Source organism: Noviherbaspirillum sp. L7-7A (assembly GCF_019052805.1).
Classification (GTDB): Bacteria; Pseudomonadota; Gammaproteobacteria; order Burkholderiales; family Burkholderiaceae_D; genus Noviherbaspirillum_A.
Genome location: NZ_JAHQRJ010000001.1, coordinates 195,843 through 211,977, shown reverse-complemented (window position 1 = coordinate 211,977; position 16,135 = coordinate 195,843). Strand labels below are relative to the sequence as shown.

16 protein-coding genes are annotated in these 16,135 nt (G+C 62.3%); 9 read left to right on the top strand and 7 right to left on the bottom strand.

The genetic code is table 11. From position 1 onward, the window contains the following. Window positions 1-27 precede the first annotated feature (27 nt). Together KTQ42_RS01035 and KTQ42_RS01030 are read right to left on the bottom strand one after the other, a co-directional pair. The gene (locus KTQ42_RS01035) at window positions 28-669 is read right to left on the bottom strand and encodes a CoA transferase subunit B (RefSeq protein WP_217343803.1); all 642 of its coding nucleotides are present in this window, start codon (window positions 667-669) and stop codon (window positions 28-30) included. After that, window positions 666-1,334 (bottom strand): 3-oxoacid CoA-transferase subunit A, encoded by a 669-nt coding sequence (locus KTQ42_RS01030; protein ID WP_217343802.1) that lies wholly within the window; start codon window positions 1,332-1,334, stop codon window positions 666-668. Before KTQ42_RS01030 ends, KTQ42_RS01035 begins: the two co-directional genes overlap by 4 nt. Before the next feature lie 345 nt (window positions 1,335-1,679). On the opposite strand from KTQ42_RS01030, the gene KTQ42_RS01025 reads away from it, so the two are divergent. Together KTQ42_RS01025 and KTQ42_RS01020 are read left to right on the top strand one after the other, a co-directional pair. Then, window positions 1,680-2,522: an IclR family transcriptional regulator C-terminal domain-containing protein gene (locus tag KTQ42_RS01025; protein WP_249222599.1), complete on the top strand. Its 843-nt coding sequence runs from the start codon at window positions 1,680-1,682 to the stop codon at window positions 2,520-2,522. A gap of 512 nt (window positions 2,523-3,034) precedes the next feature. Then, window positions 3,035-4,375, top strand: a complete 1,341-nt coding sequence (locus tag KTQ42_RS01020) for a PxKF domain-containing protein (RefSeq protein ID WP_217343801.1) — start codon at window positions 3,035-3,037, stop codon at window positions 4,373-4,375. Between the two features lie 220 nt (window positions 4,376-4,595). Here the strand turns inward: KTQ42_RS01020 and KTQ42_RS01015 are convergent, their stop codons facing one another. The 3 genes from KTQ42_RS01015 to KTQ42_RS01005 all read right to left on the bottom strand — a co-directional run bounded on the left by KTQ42_RS01015 (window position 4,596) and on the right by KTQ42_RS01005 (window position 7,824). Continuing rightward, window positions 4,596-5,129: a ferritin-like domain-containing protein gene (locus KTQ42_RS01015; RefSeq protein WP_217343800.1), complete on the bottom strand. Its 534-nt coding sequence runs from the start codon at window positions 5,127-5,129 to the stop codon at window positions 4,596-4,598. Between the two features lie 221 nt (window positions 5,130-5,350). Continuing rightward, window positions 5,351-6,097, bottom strand: a complete 747-nt coding sequence (locus tag KTQ42_RS01010) for a general secretion pathway protein GspB (protein WP_217343799.1) — start codon at window positions 6,095-6,097, stop codon at window positions 5,351-5,353. A 2-nt stretch (window positions 6,098-6,099) separates the two neighbouring features. After that, entirely contained in the window at window positions 6,100-7,824 is a 1,725-nt protein-coding gene (locus KTQ42_RS01005) for an AAA family ATPase (protein ID WP_217343798.1), read from the bottom strand. Between the two features lie 155 nt (window positions 7,825-7,979). Here KTQ42_RS01005 and KTQ42_RS01000 point away from each other — a divergent pair, with 155 nt between their 5' ends. Genes KTQ42_RS01000 through thpR form a run of 3 tightly spaced genes read left to right on the top strand, consistent with a single transcriptional unit; the run spans window position 7,980 to window position 10,561 of the window. Then, window positions 7,980-8,900, top strand: a complete 921-nt coding sequence (locus KTQ42_RS01000; RefSeq protein ID WP_217343797.1) for a metallophosphoesterase — start codon at window positions 7,980-7,982, stop codon at window positions 8,898-8,900. 56 nt (window positions 8,901-8,956) lie between these two features. Next, window positions 8,957-10,009, top strand: a complete 1,053-nt coding sequence (locus tag KTQ42_RS00995) for a GMP reductase (RefSeq protein WP_217343796.1) — start codon at window positions 8,957-8,959, stop codon at window positions 10,007-10,009. 15 nt (window positions 10,010-10,024) lie between these two features. Further along, complete coding sequence (thpR, locus tag KTQ42_RS00990) at window positions 10,025-10,561, top strand: RNA 2',3'-cyclic phosphodiesterase (protein ID WP_217343795.1); 537 nt, start codon at window positions 10,025-10,027, stop codon at window positions 10,559-10,561. Between the two features lie 9 nt (window positions 10,562-10,570). Here thpR and tcdA read toward each other — a convergent pair whose 3' ends face one another. Further along, the gene (gene tcdA, locus KTQ42_RS00985; protein WP_217343794.1) at window positions 10,571-11,452 is read right to left on the bottom strand and encodes a tRNA cyclic N6-threonylcarbamoyladenosine(37) synthase TcdA; all 882 of its coding nucleotides are present in this window, start codon (window positions 11,450-11,452) and stop codon (window positions 10,571-10,573) included. Between the two features lie 197 nt (window positions 11,453-11,649). On the opposite strand from tcdA, the gene KTQ42_RS23820 reads away from it, so the two are divergent. The 3 genes from KTQ42_RS23820 to KTQ42_RS00975 all read left to right on the top strand — a co-directional run bounded on the left by KTQ42_RS23820 (window position 11,650) and on the right by KTQ42_RS00975 (window position 14,114). Beyond that, window positions 11,650-12,198, top strand: a complete 549-nt coding sequence (locus KTQ42_RS23820) for a hemerythrin domain-containing protein (RefSeq protein WP_249222598.1) — start codon at window positions 11,650-11,652, stop codon at window positions 12,196-12,198. 3 nt (window positions 12,199-12,201) lie between these two features. Next, the gene (pdxH, locus tag KTQ42_RS23815) at window positions 12,202-12,837 is read left to right on the top strand and encodes a pyridoxamine 5'-phosphate oxidase (protein WP_249222597.1); all 636 of its coding nucleotides are present in this window, start codon (window positions 12,202-12,204) and stop codon (window positions 12,835-12,837) included. 62 nt (window positions 12,838-12,899) lie between these two features. After that, window positions 12,900-14,114 (top strand): cyclopropane-fatty-acyl-phospholipid synthase family protein, encoded by a 1,215-nt coding sequence (locus KTQ42_RS00975; protein WP_217343793.1) that lies wholly within the window; start codon window positions 12,900-12,902, stop codon window positions 14,112-14,114. On the opposite strand, the gene msrA is transcribed toward KTQ42_RS00975, so the two are convergent. Beyond that, on the bottom strand, window positions 14,108-14,638 hold the full coding sequence (msrA, locus tag KTQ42_RS00970) for a peptide-methionine (S)-S-oxide reductase MsrA (RefSeq protein WP_217343792.1): 531 nt from the start codon (window positions 14,636-14,638) through the stop codon (window positions 14,108-14,110). The two genes, KTQ42_RS00975 and msrA, sit on opposite strands and share 7 nt — an antisense overlap. Before the next feature lie 168 nt (window positions 14,639-14,806). Here msrA and KTQ42_RS00965 point away from each other — a divergent pair, with 168 nt between their 5' ends. Continuing rightward, on the top strand, window positions 14,807-16,108 hold the full coding sequence (locus tag KTQ42_RS00965) for a divalent metal cation transporter (protein WP_217343791.1): 1,302 nt from the start codon (window positions 14,807-14,809) through the stop codon (window positions 16,106-16,108). The last annotated feature ends 27 nt before the right edge of the window (window positions 16,109-16,135 follow it).

Here is a 16,135-nt window from a genome sequence, read left to right as displayed (position 1 = left end):
TCTTTATGGTTGTGTACGGTTGTTTATTCAGGCGGCGCGCATCAGGGGCACGCCGGTCAGTTGCTGCAGTTCCTCGAAGCTGATGTCGGACAGGATTTCCCTGACCGCGAGGCCGTCGGCGGTCACGTCCAGCACCGCCAGGTCGGTATAGATGCGCGAGACGCAGCCTATGCCCGTGAGGGGATAAGTGCAATGGGCCACTACCTTGCTTTCGCCGCTCTTGGTCTGGTGCTCCATCATCACGTAGACCTGCTTGGCGCCGAGCGCCAGGTCCATGGCGCCGCCGACCGCGGGAATCGCATCGGGCGCGCCGGTATGCCAGTTGGCCAGGTCGCCTGCCGCCGAAACCTGGAAGGCGCCCAGCACGCAGACATCGAGATGGCCGCCGCGCATCATCGCGAATGAATCGGCATGATGGAAATAGCAGCCGCCGGTCAGGAGCGTGACAGGCTGCTTGCCGGCATTGATCAGGTCGTCATCTTCCTCGCCGGGCGCGGGCGCCGGGCCCATGCCGAGCAGGCCGTTCTCGCTGTGCAGGAAAATCTCGCGGTCCTGCGGCAGGTGGTTGGCCACCAGGGTGGGCAGGCCAATGCCCAGGTTGACATAGGCGCCTTCATGGATGTCGCGCGCAACCCGCGCCGCCATTTCGTTTCTGCTCAGGCGTTTCATGCGGCCTCCTGTTTCACCACGCGTTGCACGAAGATGCCGGGGGTGACGATGTTTTCCGGGTCCAGCTCGCCCAGCTCGACGATCTCTGACACCTGGGCGATCGCGCACTTGGCGGCCATGGCCATGATGGGCCCGAAATTGCGGGCGGTCTTGCGGTAGACCAGATTGCCCCAGCGGTCGCCGCGCAGCGCCTTGATCAGCGCGAAGTCGGCATGGATAGGCGACTCCAGCACATAGTGGCGGCCATCGATGAGCCGGGTTTCCTTGCCTTCGGCCAGCAGCGTGCCGTAGCCGGTCGGCGTAAAGAAGCCGCCGATGCCGGCCCCGGCGGCGCGGATGCGCTCGGCCAGGTTGCCCTGCGGCGTCAGTTCCAGTTCGATCTCGCCGGCGCGGTAAAGAGCGTCGAACACATGGGAATCCGTCTGGCGCGGAAACGAGCAGATGATTTTCCGCACCTGCCTGGCCTTGAGCAGCGCCGCCAGGCCGGTATCGCCATTGCCGGCGTTATTGTTGACGATGGTCAGGTCGCGCGCGCCCTGCGCAATCAGGGCATCGATCAGCGCGGAAGGCATGCCTGCATTGCCGAAGCCGCCAATCATCACGGTGGCACCGTCATGGATATCGGCGACTGCCTCTTCCAGCGTCGGAATAATTTTATTGATCACGGGACACTCTTTCTGCGAGATGGGAACGAACGGCGATGAAAAGTTAAATCATTTACGGCACCCGGCAACAACATATTTCACATTCCTTAACAACAATCGTAATGGTTAATCAGGGAACGTAAAATCCGGGCCTTGCTATTCTGTAACGATTAACTCCAATTGGCCATCCTTGATCCATCATTTCGGTGCTAACATCGAAGATGTTCGATAAACGAACAAATGTTTGGTAATAGAACGCCCGCTGAGTTTTTCATACGACAATGGCAATCGTCAAGGCGGCTTGCCGAATAGTGTGCGGTGGCCGAACAACTTTAAAAACATTCTTTCATCAGGGCGAGGACCAACATGCAAGCACTACCGGAGCCTAATGTCGTGGAAAACCCGGCATTCCAGTCAGACAAGTTAATGACCATCGCGCAGGAAATCGAGGCGATGACGGACCCCAGTTTCATGACCTCGCTGGCACGGGGCCTGGCTGTGGTGCGCGCCTTCAGCGACCAGCGCCGCAGCCTGACCATCGCCCAGATCAGCCACAGGACGGGCATTCCACGCGCCGCCGTGCGGCGCTGCCTCTACACCCTGAAGCGGCTCGGCTATGCCGACTCGGAAGCCAACAACTTCTTCTTGAAGCCCAAGATCCTGTCCCTGGGCTATTCCTACCTCTCCTCGACGCCGCTGACCGTATCCGCCCAGCCCTGCCTGAACAACATCAGCCGCTCGCTCAACGAATCCTGCTCGCTGGCGGTGATGGACAACGACGAAGTGCTGTATGTGGCGCGGTCCGCCACGTCACGGGTGATGTCGATTGCGCTCAACACCGGCAGCCGGCTGCCCGCCTACTGCACGTCGCTCGGCCGCGTGCTTCTGGCGACCATGTCGGAAGACGCGCAGCGCGAGTATTTTGAAACGGCGAAACTGCGGGCTTACACCGAGCGGACCGTGGTGTCGGCGGCGCGGCTGCGGGAAATCCTGAGCGAGGTAAGAGTGTCGGGGTATGCGGTGGTGGAAGAGGAACTGGAAGTGGGGCTGCGCTCGATCGCGGTGCCGGTGCGCGGGGCTTCGGGCGTGGTGCATGCGGCGCTGAATGTGGGGGCGCAGGCGACCAGGGTATCGACGCGGCAGATGGAGGAGGAGTTCTTGCCGGTACTGAGAAGGGGCGCGCAAGAGTTGTCGGTGTTGTTGCCTTGATGCTTTACTGAAGAAAAGTCAGCTATAGCAATTCGCATCAGCACTCAAAACGTTGCACATGAACTCTGCTTTGTGAAAAGCATATTCAGCAAAGGACTGAAGCGGCTAATTTGCTCGCTCTAGCTACATAGTCGGACCGCAAACAAAATGATTTAGTTTTCGTTTGAGGAAGTTCATGAAAAGCCCTGAAAATCTGTCTAGTTTTCGGGGCTTTTTTAATTTCTGTTGTGCATTCTTAAGGCTGAACCGAACGTTGCAGGGCTTATTAAGTTTTTCACTGGCATCACCCCCGTTAGTTTCCAACCCGTTTTAGCGAACTTGTTTAACCCTTGCTGACTGGATCTCACGGTTGCGGCCATCCCTTTACCTATCGCCTGCCCCATTGTGTCGCGATGAGCCTGCAGCAGCCTAGCACAACCGGTTACAAATATTTCATAACGATAAACGAACAATAGAGACGGAAGCGGAGAGTTTAAAGCGACATTTTCTCATTCTATTTTTCAAGGAAAATCATGCTAAATTACAGTCGTTATTTCTTTTCAGAAACTTCGTGCGAATTCAGTTCTAGAAGCCTATCCCGGTGCCGGCACTTCCTCTTGATGTTAGGTGCTGTGATAGCACTGACATGTGGAGTTATTACCAACGTCGTGGCGGAAGCTCTTTCGCCAGGCATGATATTTGGCTGGGGACGGAACGTTGCTGGAGAGGGTATTGCTCTGCCCGGTCTGACAGACGTTACAGCTATTTCAGCTGGGGAGACCCATAGCTTGGTGTTGAAAAAAGATGGCACTGTCAAGGCATGGGGAAGTAATGCATTTGGGCAGCTTACCGATTCGGAAAAGCTTACAGACGTCATAGCCATTGCTGCTGGCGCCAACCACAGCTTGGCTTTGAAAAAAGATGGCACTGTCAAGGCATGGGGAAGTAATGCATTTGGGCAGCTTACTGATTCGGAAAAGCTTATAGACGTCATAGCCATTGCTGCTGGCACCAATCATAGCCTTGCATTGAAAAAAGATGGCACCGTCAAGGCATGGGGAAATGACTTTTCAAAGCAAAGTACTGTCCCAGACGGTCTGGCAGACGTCGTAGCTATTGCCGCTGGCGCCAACCATAGCCTGGCTTTGAAAAAAGATGGCACTGTCAAGGCTTGGGGAAGTGATACATTTGGGCAGCTTACTGATTCGGAAAAGCTTACAGACGTCATAGCCATTGCTGCTGGCACCAATCATAGTCTGGCATTGAAAAAAGATGGCACCGTCGAGGCATGGGGATTCAACTTTTCTGGACAGCGTAATGTTCCGGATGGGCTAGCAGACGTGAAAGCTATTGCTGCTGGCGCCACCCATAGCTTGGCATTAAAAACCAATGGCACCATTATTGTCTGGGGAAGTGAGTCATTTGGGCTGCGTGCTGGTGCAGACGGATTAACAGGCGTGACAGCGATTACTGCCGGCCTCTTTCATAACTTAGCCGCAAACCTGACACCTACTCCAACCTACATCCTCAGCGGCTTCCAGCCCCCGGTCAACAATCCGGACGTCGTCAACGCTGGCAAGGCCGGCCGCACCTATCCCGTCAAATGGCAACTTAAGGACGCCGCCGGCAACTTCGTCACTTCTCTTGCCGCCATCAAGTCAATCACGTTCAAGCCCGCGCAGTGCGCCGACTTTACAAGTGTGCAAACCGAGGTGCTGGCGACGGAAACCAGCGGCAACAGCGGGCTTAGCTATGACGACATCAGCAACCAGTACCGCTTTAACTGGGCAACGCCATCAGCAGGCTGCTATGTGCTTTCACTGAGCTTCGATACCGGGCAGGTACAGAAGGCTTACTTTTACCTCAGGAATTGAGCGCAGGGTATATACGCGTCACCAGCATCACAGCCCTGAAACCAACATCACGCGGCATCAGCAGCTTATAGCGAAGGTCGCGAAGAGAACGATGAAAACGCCCTGAAACCATGTGTTTTCAGGGCGTTTCGTCTTGCAGCAAACTATCATGTCAGGCATCGCGACAGGCGTTGCCGGTAATGCCTGCCGCACGCAGCTCGCTGACTTTCCTGTCCCGGCCTTACTCCAGCAAATCCTTCATGTCATCCGCATGTTCCTCTTCCTGCTGCATGATGCGCACCAGCATCAGCCGGGTGGTGGGATCGGTATCGCCAATTTTTTCTATCATCTGCCGATAGGATTCGATCGCTACCCGCTCCTCGATCAGGTTGGCCTTGATCATCGCGCGGATGTCGTCTGACTCGTCATACTCCGCATGGCTGCGTTCAGCCAGCGTGCGTGGGTTGAAATCGGGGTCGCCGTTGAGCTGCACGATGCGCTCGGCGATCATGTCGGCGTGGGCTTCTTCTTCCTTCGCATGCTCCAGGAACTCTTCCTTGATCGAGGTGTTTTCCAGGCCGGTGGCGGTGTAGTAGTGACGCTTGTAGCGCATGACGCAGACCAGCTCGGTGGCCAGTGCTTCGTTGAGCATGGCAATGATGCCTTCGCGGTCGCCCTGATAGCCGGAGCTGACTGCGCCTTCTTCGACGGTGCTGGTGGCGGCGGCCCGTATCGCCGCCTTGTCCAGCTTGCCGACCGTGTTTTCTGAATTCATGGTGTGTTCCTGGTAAGCGTGTTGAACGATGTGTCGCACCTGGTGCAAGCGACCGGTCTTACGAATAAGACATCATCTTCGGCGCAGGCGGCGGCTGCGTCGGTACGCCAACGAACATAGCTGGCAGGAGGACTGCCTCGATAAGCCAGGCCTTGCCAGGCACAAACACTTCTTGGGAGGCGCTTTGCTTCCCTTGCCTGACACTCCTGATCTGCTACCGCCTAATAGCTGACCCGGTAACGATAACCACGATAGTTCAGCACCATTTCGCTGGGCAGCAGCTTTTCCAGGGTCAGGCCATCGGCCAGCTGATCGCCCTCCCGGCGCAGCCGGTTGTTGATCAGCACGGACCGGTCTGCCGGATTGCTCGCATACAGATAGCCATTGATGGCTATCGGCGGAATTTCACGCTGGATATGGGCCGGCAATTCCTGCAGCAGCGCTACGCGTTCCTGCGCAGGCGTGGCGACAGGGCTGGACGCAGGCGCGGTCTCGCCCATCCTGCGCGCCGGTTTGGCGGGCGACGCCGGTGAAACAGCGGGTGCAGCGGGTGCAGCGGGTGCAGCTGGGGTAGCAGTTGCGGGAACAGGCGTCATTGGTGCAGAGCGAGCTGTCGCGGCTGGCGTCTGTACCACTGATGCTGGGGCTGGTGTGGCCTTTGCCGCCGGCGTCGCTGTCGGTGCCGGCGTCTGGGCCGCGGATGCAGGGGGGCGACCCGCATCGTCCCCGGTGCGCATGGCTACCGTCGGCGTCGGCTCGGCCGGGGTGCCTGGCTGCTGCGTTTGCGCAGCCGGCCACAGCAGCACCGCTCCCAGCGCCAGCGCGGCCAGCGCGCCCGTGATCCACAGCCATTGCCTGGCCGGCGCGCGCGGCGCAATCGTGGGAAGCGGCTGGGCGTCTACGCCGGGAATCGCGCCACGGGCGCGTTCAGCCTGGGCTTTCTTGAGCGCTTCGAGTATGTAGGACATGATTATTTTTCCTGCGCCAGAGGGCTGGCTGGGCGTTGCGGCTCCAGAAGCTGCGGCTCCGGCACGCCGCTGGCGGCATTGATGGCCATATAGGTCTTGGGTCCGATCACGCCATCGGGCGCCAAGCCCTGCGCCAACTGAAAGGCCCGCACTTCACGCGACATGGCGGCGTCGTACTGCCGGCCTGGCGATGGCTGCTCATAGCCATTGATCACGGCCAGGCGTGCCGCGATCCAGTCCACGTCCGGACCCTTGTCGCCCGGCCTCAGGTGCGCCCGGAACTCGGGCGGCGCGCGCCACAGCGTCAGGAAGCGGCCGGGCATGCGCCGGCCCAGCGCCACAAGGCTCACCAGCCTGACCTGGTTGCCGATGCGAAGGCCGGCGCCGGCGTTGCCCAGCGCGACCAGCGGCAGGTAGTGCTGCACGCCCGCATTGTCGCGCAGCGTCACGATGGCCGGCCGGCTCAGCTGACGCAGCTCGGCCAGGCCGCCGGCCGACTGAAAGCAGTGCAGGCCGGCCGCCAGCGCCGCCTTGCACGGCTCGCCTTCGCCAAGTTCCACCTGCCACAGGCCGGCCAGTTCCGCCAGCCCCGCAAATTCCTGGGTGGGTGCGTTGTCGAGCAATCCGCCCAGTTCGGTCAGTACCGGCATCAGCGACGTTTCACTGGCATGGGTATCGGGCGCGGCCTGCGGCGGCGCCGTGGGGGCTGGCTCCGCCTGGCTGGCCACGTCCGGCACGGGTACGGCAGCCGTCGTCGGCACGGACGCAGGGGCCCTGGCTTCTGCAGCAGGACGCAGCAGGCTGGCGGCATCCTGCCAGTTCACGCCGCCAGCCACCATCGCGCCGCCGGCAAGCGCCGCCAGCACCGCGGCGATCGCATAGGGACGATAAGGATGCCGCCCGGCCGGCCCGTGATCGGCGCCAAACACCTCCCGTGCCGCCGCGCGCAGGATACGCCGGTCCACCTGGCGCACCTCCAGCGCATAGGCCCCCAGCAGCGCGCGGTCGCACAGCAGGTTGATGCGCCTGGGCACGCCGCCGCTGATCTTGTGTATCAGCCTCGTCAGGCGCGGCGGAAACGGCGTTGGCCCGAGCAGGCCGGCTACCGCCAGCCGATGGCTGATGTAGGCGCCGGTTTCCCTGACGGACAAGGCATCGAGGTGGTAACGGGCGATGATGCGTTGCGCCAGCTGTTCCAGTTCCGGCCGGGCCAGCATGTCGCGCAGCTCCGGCTGGCCGATCAGGATGATCTGCAGCAGCTTGCGCTCGCTGGTTTCAAGGTTGGTCAATAGCCGCAACTGCTCCAGCACGCTGAAGGACAGGTTCTGCGCCTCGTCGATGATGAGCACATTGTTCCGTCCCTCGGCATGGGAAGCCAGCAGATGCTGGTTCAGCCGGTCGACCAGGTCCTTGACCGAGGCATCCGGCGGTGGCGCCGGCAGGCGGAACTCCTCGCAGACCGTGCGCAGCATCTCGATTGCCGTCAGCCGGGGATTGAAGATGTAGGCGACGTTGCAGTTGGCCGGCACCTGCTCCAGGAAGCAGCGGCAGACCGTGGTCTTGCCGGCGCCGATCTCCCCGGTCAGCAGCACGAACCCGCCGCCGGCATCGACGCCGAACAGCAGATGCGCCAGCGCCTCGCGGTGACGCTCGCTCATGAACAGGTAATGCGGGTCGGGGGCGATGGAAAACGGCGCGTGCCTGAGCTGGAAAAATTGCTTGTACATGGTTGGCATGGAAATGAAGCGGCAAGGCTAACATGAACCGCAGCCGGGACGAAGCACGGCGCCACAGAACCAGGCGCAGCGGCGTGATGCAGCATGGCGCTTGCATGGCGGAGTCGCCGATATTAAGCTTCCCCGCCTCTTTTACGGAATGTTCGATGCGTTCGTCCCTCCCCCGCTTCCTGTCCCGTTTGACAGCGCTGCTTGCGCTCTCGGCCTGCGCCTCCGCGCCCAAGCCGCTTTCCTTCGACGGCAAGCCAGTTACCGTCTACGCCGCCGGCGACATCGCCGATTGCCGCTATCGTTGGGCAAAGGACAGCGGCGCCGCCGCCACAGCAATGCTGGTCAGCGCCGGCCTTGCGGCCGATCCCGGCGCGATGGCGCTGACCCTGGGCGACCATACTTACCCGGTCGGCCTGCCAGTGGAATTCAACGACTGCTACGCGCCAACCTGGGGACAATTCCGCGAACGCACCCTGCCGGTGCCGGGCAATCATGAGTACTACACGGCCGGCGCGCCAGGCTACTACACTTATTTCGGCGCAAGGGCGGCGCAGGAACAAGGCGGCTATTACAGCGTCCAACTGGGAAAATGGCATGCGATCGTCTTGAACAGCACCCTGCGCGGCACGGCGGCCGAGCGCCAGCTGGACTGGCTCAGGAATGACCTGGCGCGCCACGCAACGCCATGCACGCTGGCAATGCTGCACCATCCGAGGTACAGTTCGGGCGGCCACGCCAGCAACCCGGCGATGGACCCGCTGTGGCAGGCGCTGGTGGCGGGCGGCGTGGAACTTCTGCTTTCCGCGCATGACCACAATTACGAGCGCTTCGCGCCCCAGGACGCGGCCGGCCGGCATGACGACGCGCTTGGCATGCGCCAGTTCGTGGTCGGCACCGGCGGCGCGATGCTCACGCCGGTGCGGCTGGACCGCGCCAACAGCGAGGTGAAGGACAATTCGGTGCATGGCGTATTACGGCTGGATTTATTCGACACTGGCTATACATGGGAATTTCTGCCCGTCGCCAGCGAGGCCAGCCCGCCCTTCACCGACCGCGGCGCCGGCACCTGCCACTGACGGCACAGGCCAATCCGACACCAGCATTTCACTAGCATTCACCAGGACGACCCAGCATGCATATCGAAGAATCCGTCAAGCTCGACTTCAAGGATGTTCTGATCCGCCCGAAGCGCTCGACGCTGACCTCCCGTTCCGAAGTCGACATCCACCGCGATTTCGTGTTCCACCATTCGCGCCGCACGTATCACGGCATTCCCATCATCGCCGCCAACATGGACAGCACCGGCACCATGGAAATGGCGCGCGCGCTGGGGCAGCATGGCCTGTCGGCCGCGCTGCACAAGCATTATCCGGAAGAGGAACTGGTGCAGTTCTTCCGCTCGCTGCAGGAGGAAGGCCGGCCGGAATCGACCGCCTTCTATTCCATGGGCATCGGCAAGTCCGACTACGAGAAGTTCGAGTCCGTGATGGCGCAGAGCGGCTCGGCCATTTCCTACGTCTGCATCGACGTGGCCAATGGCTATACCGAAGGCTTCATCAACTTCGTCAAGAAGGTGCGCGGCAATTATCCGCACCTGACCATCATGGCGGGCAATGTGGTCACCGGCGACATGACCGAGGAACTGATCCTGGCGGGCGCCGACATCGTCAAGGTCGGCATCGGCCCCGGCTCGGTCTGCACCACCCGCAAGATGACGGGCGTGGGCTATCCGCAGCTGTCGGCCGTGATCGAATGCGCCGATGCGGCCCATGGCCTGGGCGGCCAGATCTGTGCCGACGGCGGCTGCGTGGTGCCGGGCGACCTGGCCAAGGCCTTCGGCGGCGGCGCCGACTTCATCATGCTGGGCGGCATGCTGGCCGGCCATGATGAATGCGCCGGCGGCCTGGTCGAGCGCGATGGCCAGAAGTTCAAGCAGTTCTATGGCATGAGCAGCCGGGTGGCGATGGAAAAATATGCCGGAGGCGTGGCCCGCTACCGCGCCAGCGAAGGAAAGGAAGTGCTGGTGCCATCACGCGGGCCGGTGGCCGATACCCTGCAGGACATCCTGGGCGGCGTGCGCTCTGCCTGCACCTATGTCGGCGCCCACAAGCTCAAGGAGCTGACCAAGCGCACCACCTTCATCCGCGTGACCCAGCAGCTGAACGAAGTCTTCGGCAAGTCGTAGGGAGTCGGGGAAGGCATGGCCGCGTCGTCCGCATCCCCGTCACTGCGCCTGTTCTTCGCGCTTTGGCCGGATGAGGCCGCGCGCAGCGCCCTGGCCGAACTGCTGCCGCCCGGGCAGTCGGGAGCCGGCCGGCCGACCGCGCCTGAAAACCTGCATCTGACCATGGCTTTCCTGGGCATGCAGCCGGCAGCGGTGCTGCCAGCGCTGGAACAGGTGCTGCAGGCGATTGCCTTTCCGGAACTGCGGCTGCAACTGGACCGTTACGGCTATTTCCAGCGGGCGCGGATTGCCTGGCTGGGCATGCGGCAGCCGCCGGCGGCATTGCTGCAACTGCAGCGTGAACTGTCGGCCGCGCTCAAGCAATGCGGCATCGGCCATGACAGGGAATCGGCCTTCCGGCCCCATGTGACGCTGGCGCGCAATGCGCCGGCGGCGCCGCGCGGCCGGGAACCGGAGATTGTGTGGCAGGCGCCGCAACTGGCGCTGGTGCAGTCCACCACCACGCCAAGCGGACCGATCTACCAGGTGCTGGCGCAGCGGGCGCCGGGCTGAGCGCTTTCGTCAGGCCGGGTCGGTTGTGGCTGTGGTTGCCATTGTGGTTGCAACCGCAGCTGTGGTTGCAGCTGCGGCTGTGGCCGACTCGGCCAACCGGCGCAGCACGTGCGCTGCCGCCACCAGGCCGAAGCTGGCAGTCACCACCATGGCCGAACCGAAGCCGGCGCAATTGAGGCCGGTCACGCCGGGGCCATCGACTTCGCAGGCATCGCCCGCATCCGGCTGGCGCAGCGGCTCGGTGGAAAACACCGCGTCGATGCCGAACTTGTTCTTGGTGCCGCGCGGGAAACCATGCTCGTTGCGCAGGCGCTTGCGCACCTTGGCCAGCAGAGGTTCCTGCTCGGTGCGGCAGAGGTCGCGCACTTCGATTTTGGTCGGATCGACCTGGCCGCCCGCACCGCCAATGGTGATCAGGCGTATGCCGTTGGCGCGGCAGTAGGCAATCAGCGCAGTCTTGGCGCGCGCATCGTCGATCGCGTCGATCACATAGTCATAGGCGCGCAGGCCGACCATGTCGTCGAGATTGTCCGGCGTGATGAAGTCCTCGATCTGGGTGACGCGGCAGAACGGGTTGATCTGGGCAATGCGCTCGGCCAGCGCAGTGACCTTGGGCTGGCCGATGGTCTCGGTGAGCGCATGGATCTGGCGGTTGATATTGGACTCGGCCACGTTGTCGAGGTCGATCATCGTGATATGGCCGATCGCGCTGCGGGCCAGCGCCTCGGCCACCCAGGAACCGACGCCGCCCACGCCCACCACGCAGACATGGGCGCTGCGGAAACGTTGCAGCGCGGGAGCGCCATAGAGGCGCGCAATGCCGCCAAAACGGCGTTCGAAATCGATATCCGCCAGTTCGGCGGCGGGAAGGTGGGGGGCAATCAGGTCCATCGCGTTATTTTACTGGAAGGAAAATGCGGAAATGGCTGACGCGGCATCGACTTGAAGCGACACCCATAAGGATTTCCGATTAAAATAACAATTAACTAACATTTTGTTGTGCCAGGCCTACGCGGCGCAACCTTTCTTTCGGGTTACACCGCCGCTTGCAGGCTGCCAGGCAATCTCACCTTCCAAGGCAACAAGCGATGAACGCTTCCCTGTTCGACACCGCACCAGACTTCGACCAGCCCATCGCGGTGCTGAAACATTGTCATGACCGCATCCGCAAGCAGCTGCGCACCATGCAGCAACTGGCCGGCCCTGCCGCGCACGAGGCTGGCGCGGAAGAAGTGCAGCAGGCCGCCACAGCGGTGCTGCGCTATTTTTCCAAGGCGGCGCACCAACATCATGAAGACGAGGAACAGAATCTGCTGCCCATGCTCGCCGAGACGGCTGCCGACGCCGACGCCGCCCTGCTGGAACGGCTCACGCCGGAAATCCTGCAGGAACACCGGCAGATGGATGCGGTCTGGCAGCGGCTGCAGCCCCAGCTTGCCGCGCTGGCCGGCGGCGCGGCGGCCACGCTCAACCCCGCCGACGTGAAGCTGTACCAGGACATGTACCTTGGCCATATGGACAAGGAAGAAAGCCACATTGCGCCGATGGCCAAGCGCCTGTTTTCGCCGGCGCAGATGCAAACCCTGGGCAATGCAATGCGCGCCCGGCGCGGCATTGCCCACCCTGAAGGAGCCTGATTGATGTCGATTGCCGACCTGCGCAAGGATTACAGCCGCGCCACGCTGACCGAGAACGAAGTGGACCCGGACCCCACCGTCCAGTTCGCCACCTGGTTCCGGCAGGCGATGGAAGCCGGCATCCCGGAAGCCAATGCCATGAGCGTGGCGACCGTGGGTGCGGATGGCCGGCCGTCGTCGCGCATCCTGCTGATCAAGGACTTCAACCGGGACGGCTTTACCTGGTTTACCAATTACCGCAGCCGCAAGGGCCGCGACCTGGAAGCCCATCCTTACGCTGCGCTGCTGTTCCACTGGGTCGAACTGGAACGCCAGGTGCGCATCGAAGGCAGGGTCGAGAAGCTGGCGGAGGCACAGAGCGACGCTTATTTCCAGAGCCGTCCGCTCGGCAGCCGCCTCGGCGCGCTGGCGTCCGACCAGAGCGACACCATCGCCAGCCGGGAAATGCTGGAACAGCGCTTCGCCCAGGCCGAAGCCAGCCATGGCGACCAGCCTGTGCGCCCGCCGCATTGGGGCGGCTACCGGCTCATTCCCGACCGCATCGAGTTCTGGCAGGGCCGGCCTTCCCGGCTGCACGACCGCATTGTCTATACCCGCCAGCAGGATGGCGCATGGCACAGGGAGCGCCTGCAACCCTGAACCGGCCAGCGCCGGCCCTGCCCGCATCACCAGGATACTGATCGCACTTTTCGGAGGACATCATGTTTTGGGAAAAGAAGCTGGAACACTGGGTGGAGAATATCCGGCACCAGGCGGCGCTGCCGCTGCGGCTGCAGCTATGGAACGGACAGCAGTTCGACTTCGGCAAGCAGGTGCCCGAGGTAACGGTCAAGGTGCCGCACGTGTCGTCCCTGCCCTTCCTGCTCAAGCCGACGCTGGCCAACCTCGGCAAGGCCTACGTCGAAGGCCGGCTCGATGTCGAGGGCCGGGCCAGGGAAGTGATCGCGGTGGCCAATGCGCTGGCCGCGCACACGCTGAAGGAGGAAAGCCGGCCGGGCTGGTTCAGCAGGCCCTTCAGCCATAGCCGCAGGAAGGATGCGGAAGCAATCCAGTATCACTACGACGTCTCCAACGACTTCTACCAGCTGTGGCTGGACCCGCGCATGGTCTATTCCTGCGCCTACTTCGAGAATGGCGACGAGGACCTGGCCACCGCGCAGCTGAAGAAGATCGACCACATCCTCAACAAGATCCGGGTGCGTCCGGGCGACACCCTGCTCGACATCGGCTGCGGCTGGGGCGCGCTGGCGATTCGGGCGGCAAGCCGGTATGGCGCCCGCGTCACCGGCATCACGCTGTCGCGCAACCAGCATGCGCTGGCGGTGCAGCGGGTGCGCGAGGCCGGGCTGGAAGGACAGGTCGAGATCCGGCTGCAGGATTACCGCGACGTGGAGGGCCAGTTCGACCGCATCACCAGCGTGGGCATGTTCGAGCATGTCGGCCTGAAGAACCTGCCGATGTACTTTAAAAAGATCAATGCGCTGCTGAGGGATGACGGCCTGGTAATGAACCATGGCATCACCACAACCGACGTCGGCAATGGCGAAACGCCCTACGGCGGCGGCGAATTCATTGAAACCTATGTGTTCCCGCACGGCGAACTGCCGCATGTGAGCCTGGTGCTCAAGACCATGCAGATGGGCGGGCTGGAACCGCTGGACGTGGAAAACCTGCGTCGCCATTATGCGAAAACCTGCACCCTCTGGGCCGACAATTTCGAGGCGCGCGCCGGCGAGATACGCCAGACCGTGGACGACAGGCGCTTTCGCATCTGGCGCGTCTACCTGGCCGGCTGCGCCTACGCCTTCAGCCAGGACTGGATCTCGCTGAACCAGGTGGTCTGCGGCAAGGCCGGCCGCGACGCGTCCGCCCTGCCCTGGTCACGCCGCTACATGTATGACCGGCCGGCTCAGTGATTGAGCTTGTCGGCGTAGGTCTTGCGGAACTTCGCCACCTTGGGCGCGACGATGTAGGCGCAATAGCCCTGCATCGGGTTTTGCCGGAAGTAGTTCTGGTGATAGGCCTCCGCCTTGTAGTAATCGGGCAGGGGCTTCAACTCGGTAACGATGGGCGCGTCCCAGACATTGGCCATTTCCGCGATCACCTGCTCGGCCGTCTCGCGCTGCCGGGCGTCGTGGTAATAGATCACCGAGCGGTACTGGGTGCCCACATCGTTGCCCTGGCGGTTCAGGGTGGTCGGGTCATGGATGGTAAAGAAGACTTCCAGGATTTCGCGGTAGCTGACCACAGCCGGGTCGAAGGTCAGCTGCACCACTTCGGCATGCCCGGTCGTGCCTTCGCATACCTGCTCGTAGCGCGGATTGGTCACCTGTCCGCCCGCATAGCCCGACTCCACATGCTGCACGCCTTTCAATTCCTGATAAACCGCCTCAAGGCACCAGAAGCATCCTCCGCCCAGGGTTGCTGTTTCAGTCGCCATGTTTTTCCCCTCTTGGTTATGCCAGCATTGATCGCGTCACTGTATCGCAAAAAATGTGCTGATGCCGGCCGGCTTGATCCAAACGGCAACTGCCCCCTGCAGGAGATTGACCATGCGCAATAACTGCACCACCATACGGCATCGCTACCAACCTGCAGAGCCGGGCATATGAAGAAAAAAACCGCTGCAACGCCTGCCCGCGACAGCCAACAGGAAACCTCATGGCTGGCCCGGCTGGGCCCCGGCGTGGTCACCGGCGCCGCCGACGATGATCCGAGCGGCATCGCCACCTACAGCCAGGCCGGCGCCCGCTTTGGCCTCAACATGCTGTGGACAGTGCTGCTGACCTATCCGCTGATGGCGGCCATCCAGATCATCAGCGCCCGCATCGGCCGCGTCAGCGGGCGCGGACTGGCCAGCAACATGCGCCGGCATTATCCGCGCTGGATACTGCATGTCACGGTGCTGATGCTGGTGGTGGCCAACACCATCAATATCGCAGCCGACCTGGCGGCCATGGGCGATGCGGTCAGGCTGCTGGTGGGCGGCCCGGCGCGCTGGTATGCGGTCGGCTTCGGCCTGCTGTCGCTGGGGCTGCAGATATTCATTCCCTACCATCGTTACGTGCGGGTGCTGAAATGGCTGACGCTGGCACTGCTGGCCTATGTCGCGGTGATCTTCACCATCCATATCGACTGGGCGCAGGTTGGCCGCGCCGTGGTGTGGCCACGGGCGTCGCTGACGCCGGACTACATCACCACCGTGGTGGCGGTGCTGGGCACCACGATCAGCCCCTATCTGTTCTTCTGGCAGGCCTCCGAGGAGGTGGAGCAGATAAAGAGCCAGCCCGGCGGCAAATCGATCCGCAAGGAACCCCGGAATGCACGCGCCGAGCTGGGCAGGATACAGATCGACACTTACGTCGGCATGGGCTTCTCCAACCTGGTGGCCTTCTTCATCATGCTGACCTCGGCGCTGACGCTGCATGCGCATGGCATCACCAGCATCGACACTTCGGCCCAGGCTGCCCAGGCGCTGCGCCCGATTGCGGGAGACTTTGCCTTCATGCTGTTTGCAGCCGGCATCGTCGGCACCGGCCTGCTGGCGGTGCCTGTGCTGGCGGGTTCGGCTGCCTATGCGATGGCAGGCAGCTTCAAGTGGGCCAGCAGCCTGGAATACCGGCCGGCGCTGGCCAAGGAGTTTTACGGCGTGATCGCGCTGGCGACCCTGGGCGGCATGGCCATCGATTTCCTGCCGCTGGACCCGGTCAGGGGGCTGTACTGGAGCGCGGTCGTCAATGGCGTGATCTCGGCGCCGATCATGGTAGTGATGATGCTGATGGCGACCAACCGCCAGGTGATGGGCCGCTTCGTGATCCGCGGCGGCCTGAAGGTATTCGGCTGGCTGGCCACGGTGCTGATGGCGGGCACCGTGCTGGCAATGGCGGTGACGGCTTTATCCCCCGGTTAGCCTTTTATCAGGACACGTGGCGAGAGG

What these genes read in the sequence shown, in the direction of transcription:
- thpR (WP_217343795.1), top strand. Translation starts at nt 10,025, where the DNA reads ATGGCCGCGTCGTCCGCATCCCCGTCACTGCGCCTGTTCTTCGCGCTT.
- KTQ42_RS00975 (WP_217343793.1), top strand. Translation starts at nt 12,900, where the DNA reads ATGTTTTGGGAAAAGAAGCTGGAACACTGGGTGGAGAATATCCGGCAC.
- KTQ42_RS01005 (WP_217343798.1), bottom strand. Translation starts at nt 7,824, where the DNA reads ATGTACAAGCAATTTTTCCAGCTCAGGCACGCGCCGTTTTCCATCGCC.
- pdxH (WP_249222597.1), top strand. Translation starts at nt 12,202, where the DNA reads ATGTCGATTGCCGACCTGCGCAAGGATTACAGCCGCGCCACGCTGACC.
- KTQ42_RS01000 (WP_217343797.1), top strand. Translation starts at nt 7,980, where the DNA reads ATGCGTTCGTCCCTCCCCCGCTTCCTGTCCCGTTTGACAGCGCTGCTT.
- KTQ42_RS01020 (WP_217343801.1), top strand. Translation starts at nt 3,035, where the DNA reads ATGCTAAATTACAGTCGTTATTTCTTTTCAGAAACTTCGTGCGAATTC.
- msrA (WP_217343792.1), bottom strand. Translation starts at nt 14,638, where the DNA reads ATGGCGACTGAAACAGCAACCCTGGGCGGAGGATGCTTCTGGTGCCTT.
- KTQ42_RS01010 (WP_217343799.1), bottom strand. Translation starts at nt 6,097, where the DNA reads ATGTCCTACATACTCGAAGCGCTCAAGAAAGCCCAGGCTGAACGCGCC.
- KTQ42_RS00965 (WP_217343791.1), top strand. Translation starts at nt 14,807, where the DNA reads ATGAAGAAAAAAACCGCTGCAACGCCTGCCCGCGACAGCCAACAGGAA.
- KTQ42_RS23820 (WP_249222598.1), top strand. Translation starts at nt 11,650, where the DNA reads ATGAACGCTTCCCTGTTCGACACCGCACCAGACTTCGACCAGCCCATC.
- KTQ42_RS00995 (WP_217343796.1), top strand. Translation starts at nt 8,957, where the DNA reads ATGCATATCGAAGAATCCGTCAAGCTCGACTTCAAGGATGTTCTGATC.
- KTQ42_RS01035 (WP_217343803.1), bottom strand. Translation starts at nt 669, where the DNA reads ATGAAACGCCTGAGCAGAAACGAAATGGCGGCGCGGGTTGCGCGCGAC.
- tcdA (WP_217343794.1), bottom strand. Translation starts at nt 11,452, where the DNA reads ATGGACCTGATTGCCCCCCACCTTCCCGCCGCCGAACTGGCGGATATC.
- KTQ42_RS01015 (WP_217343800.1), bottom strand. Translation starts at nt 5,129, where the DNA reads ATGAATTCAGAAAACACGGTCGGCAAGCTGGACAAGGCGGCGATACGG.
- KTQ42_RS01025 (WP_249222599.1), top strand. Translation starts at nt 1,680, where the DNA reads ATGCAAGCACTACCGGAGCCTAATGTCGTGGAAAACCCGGCATTCCAG.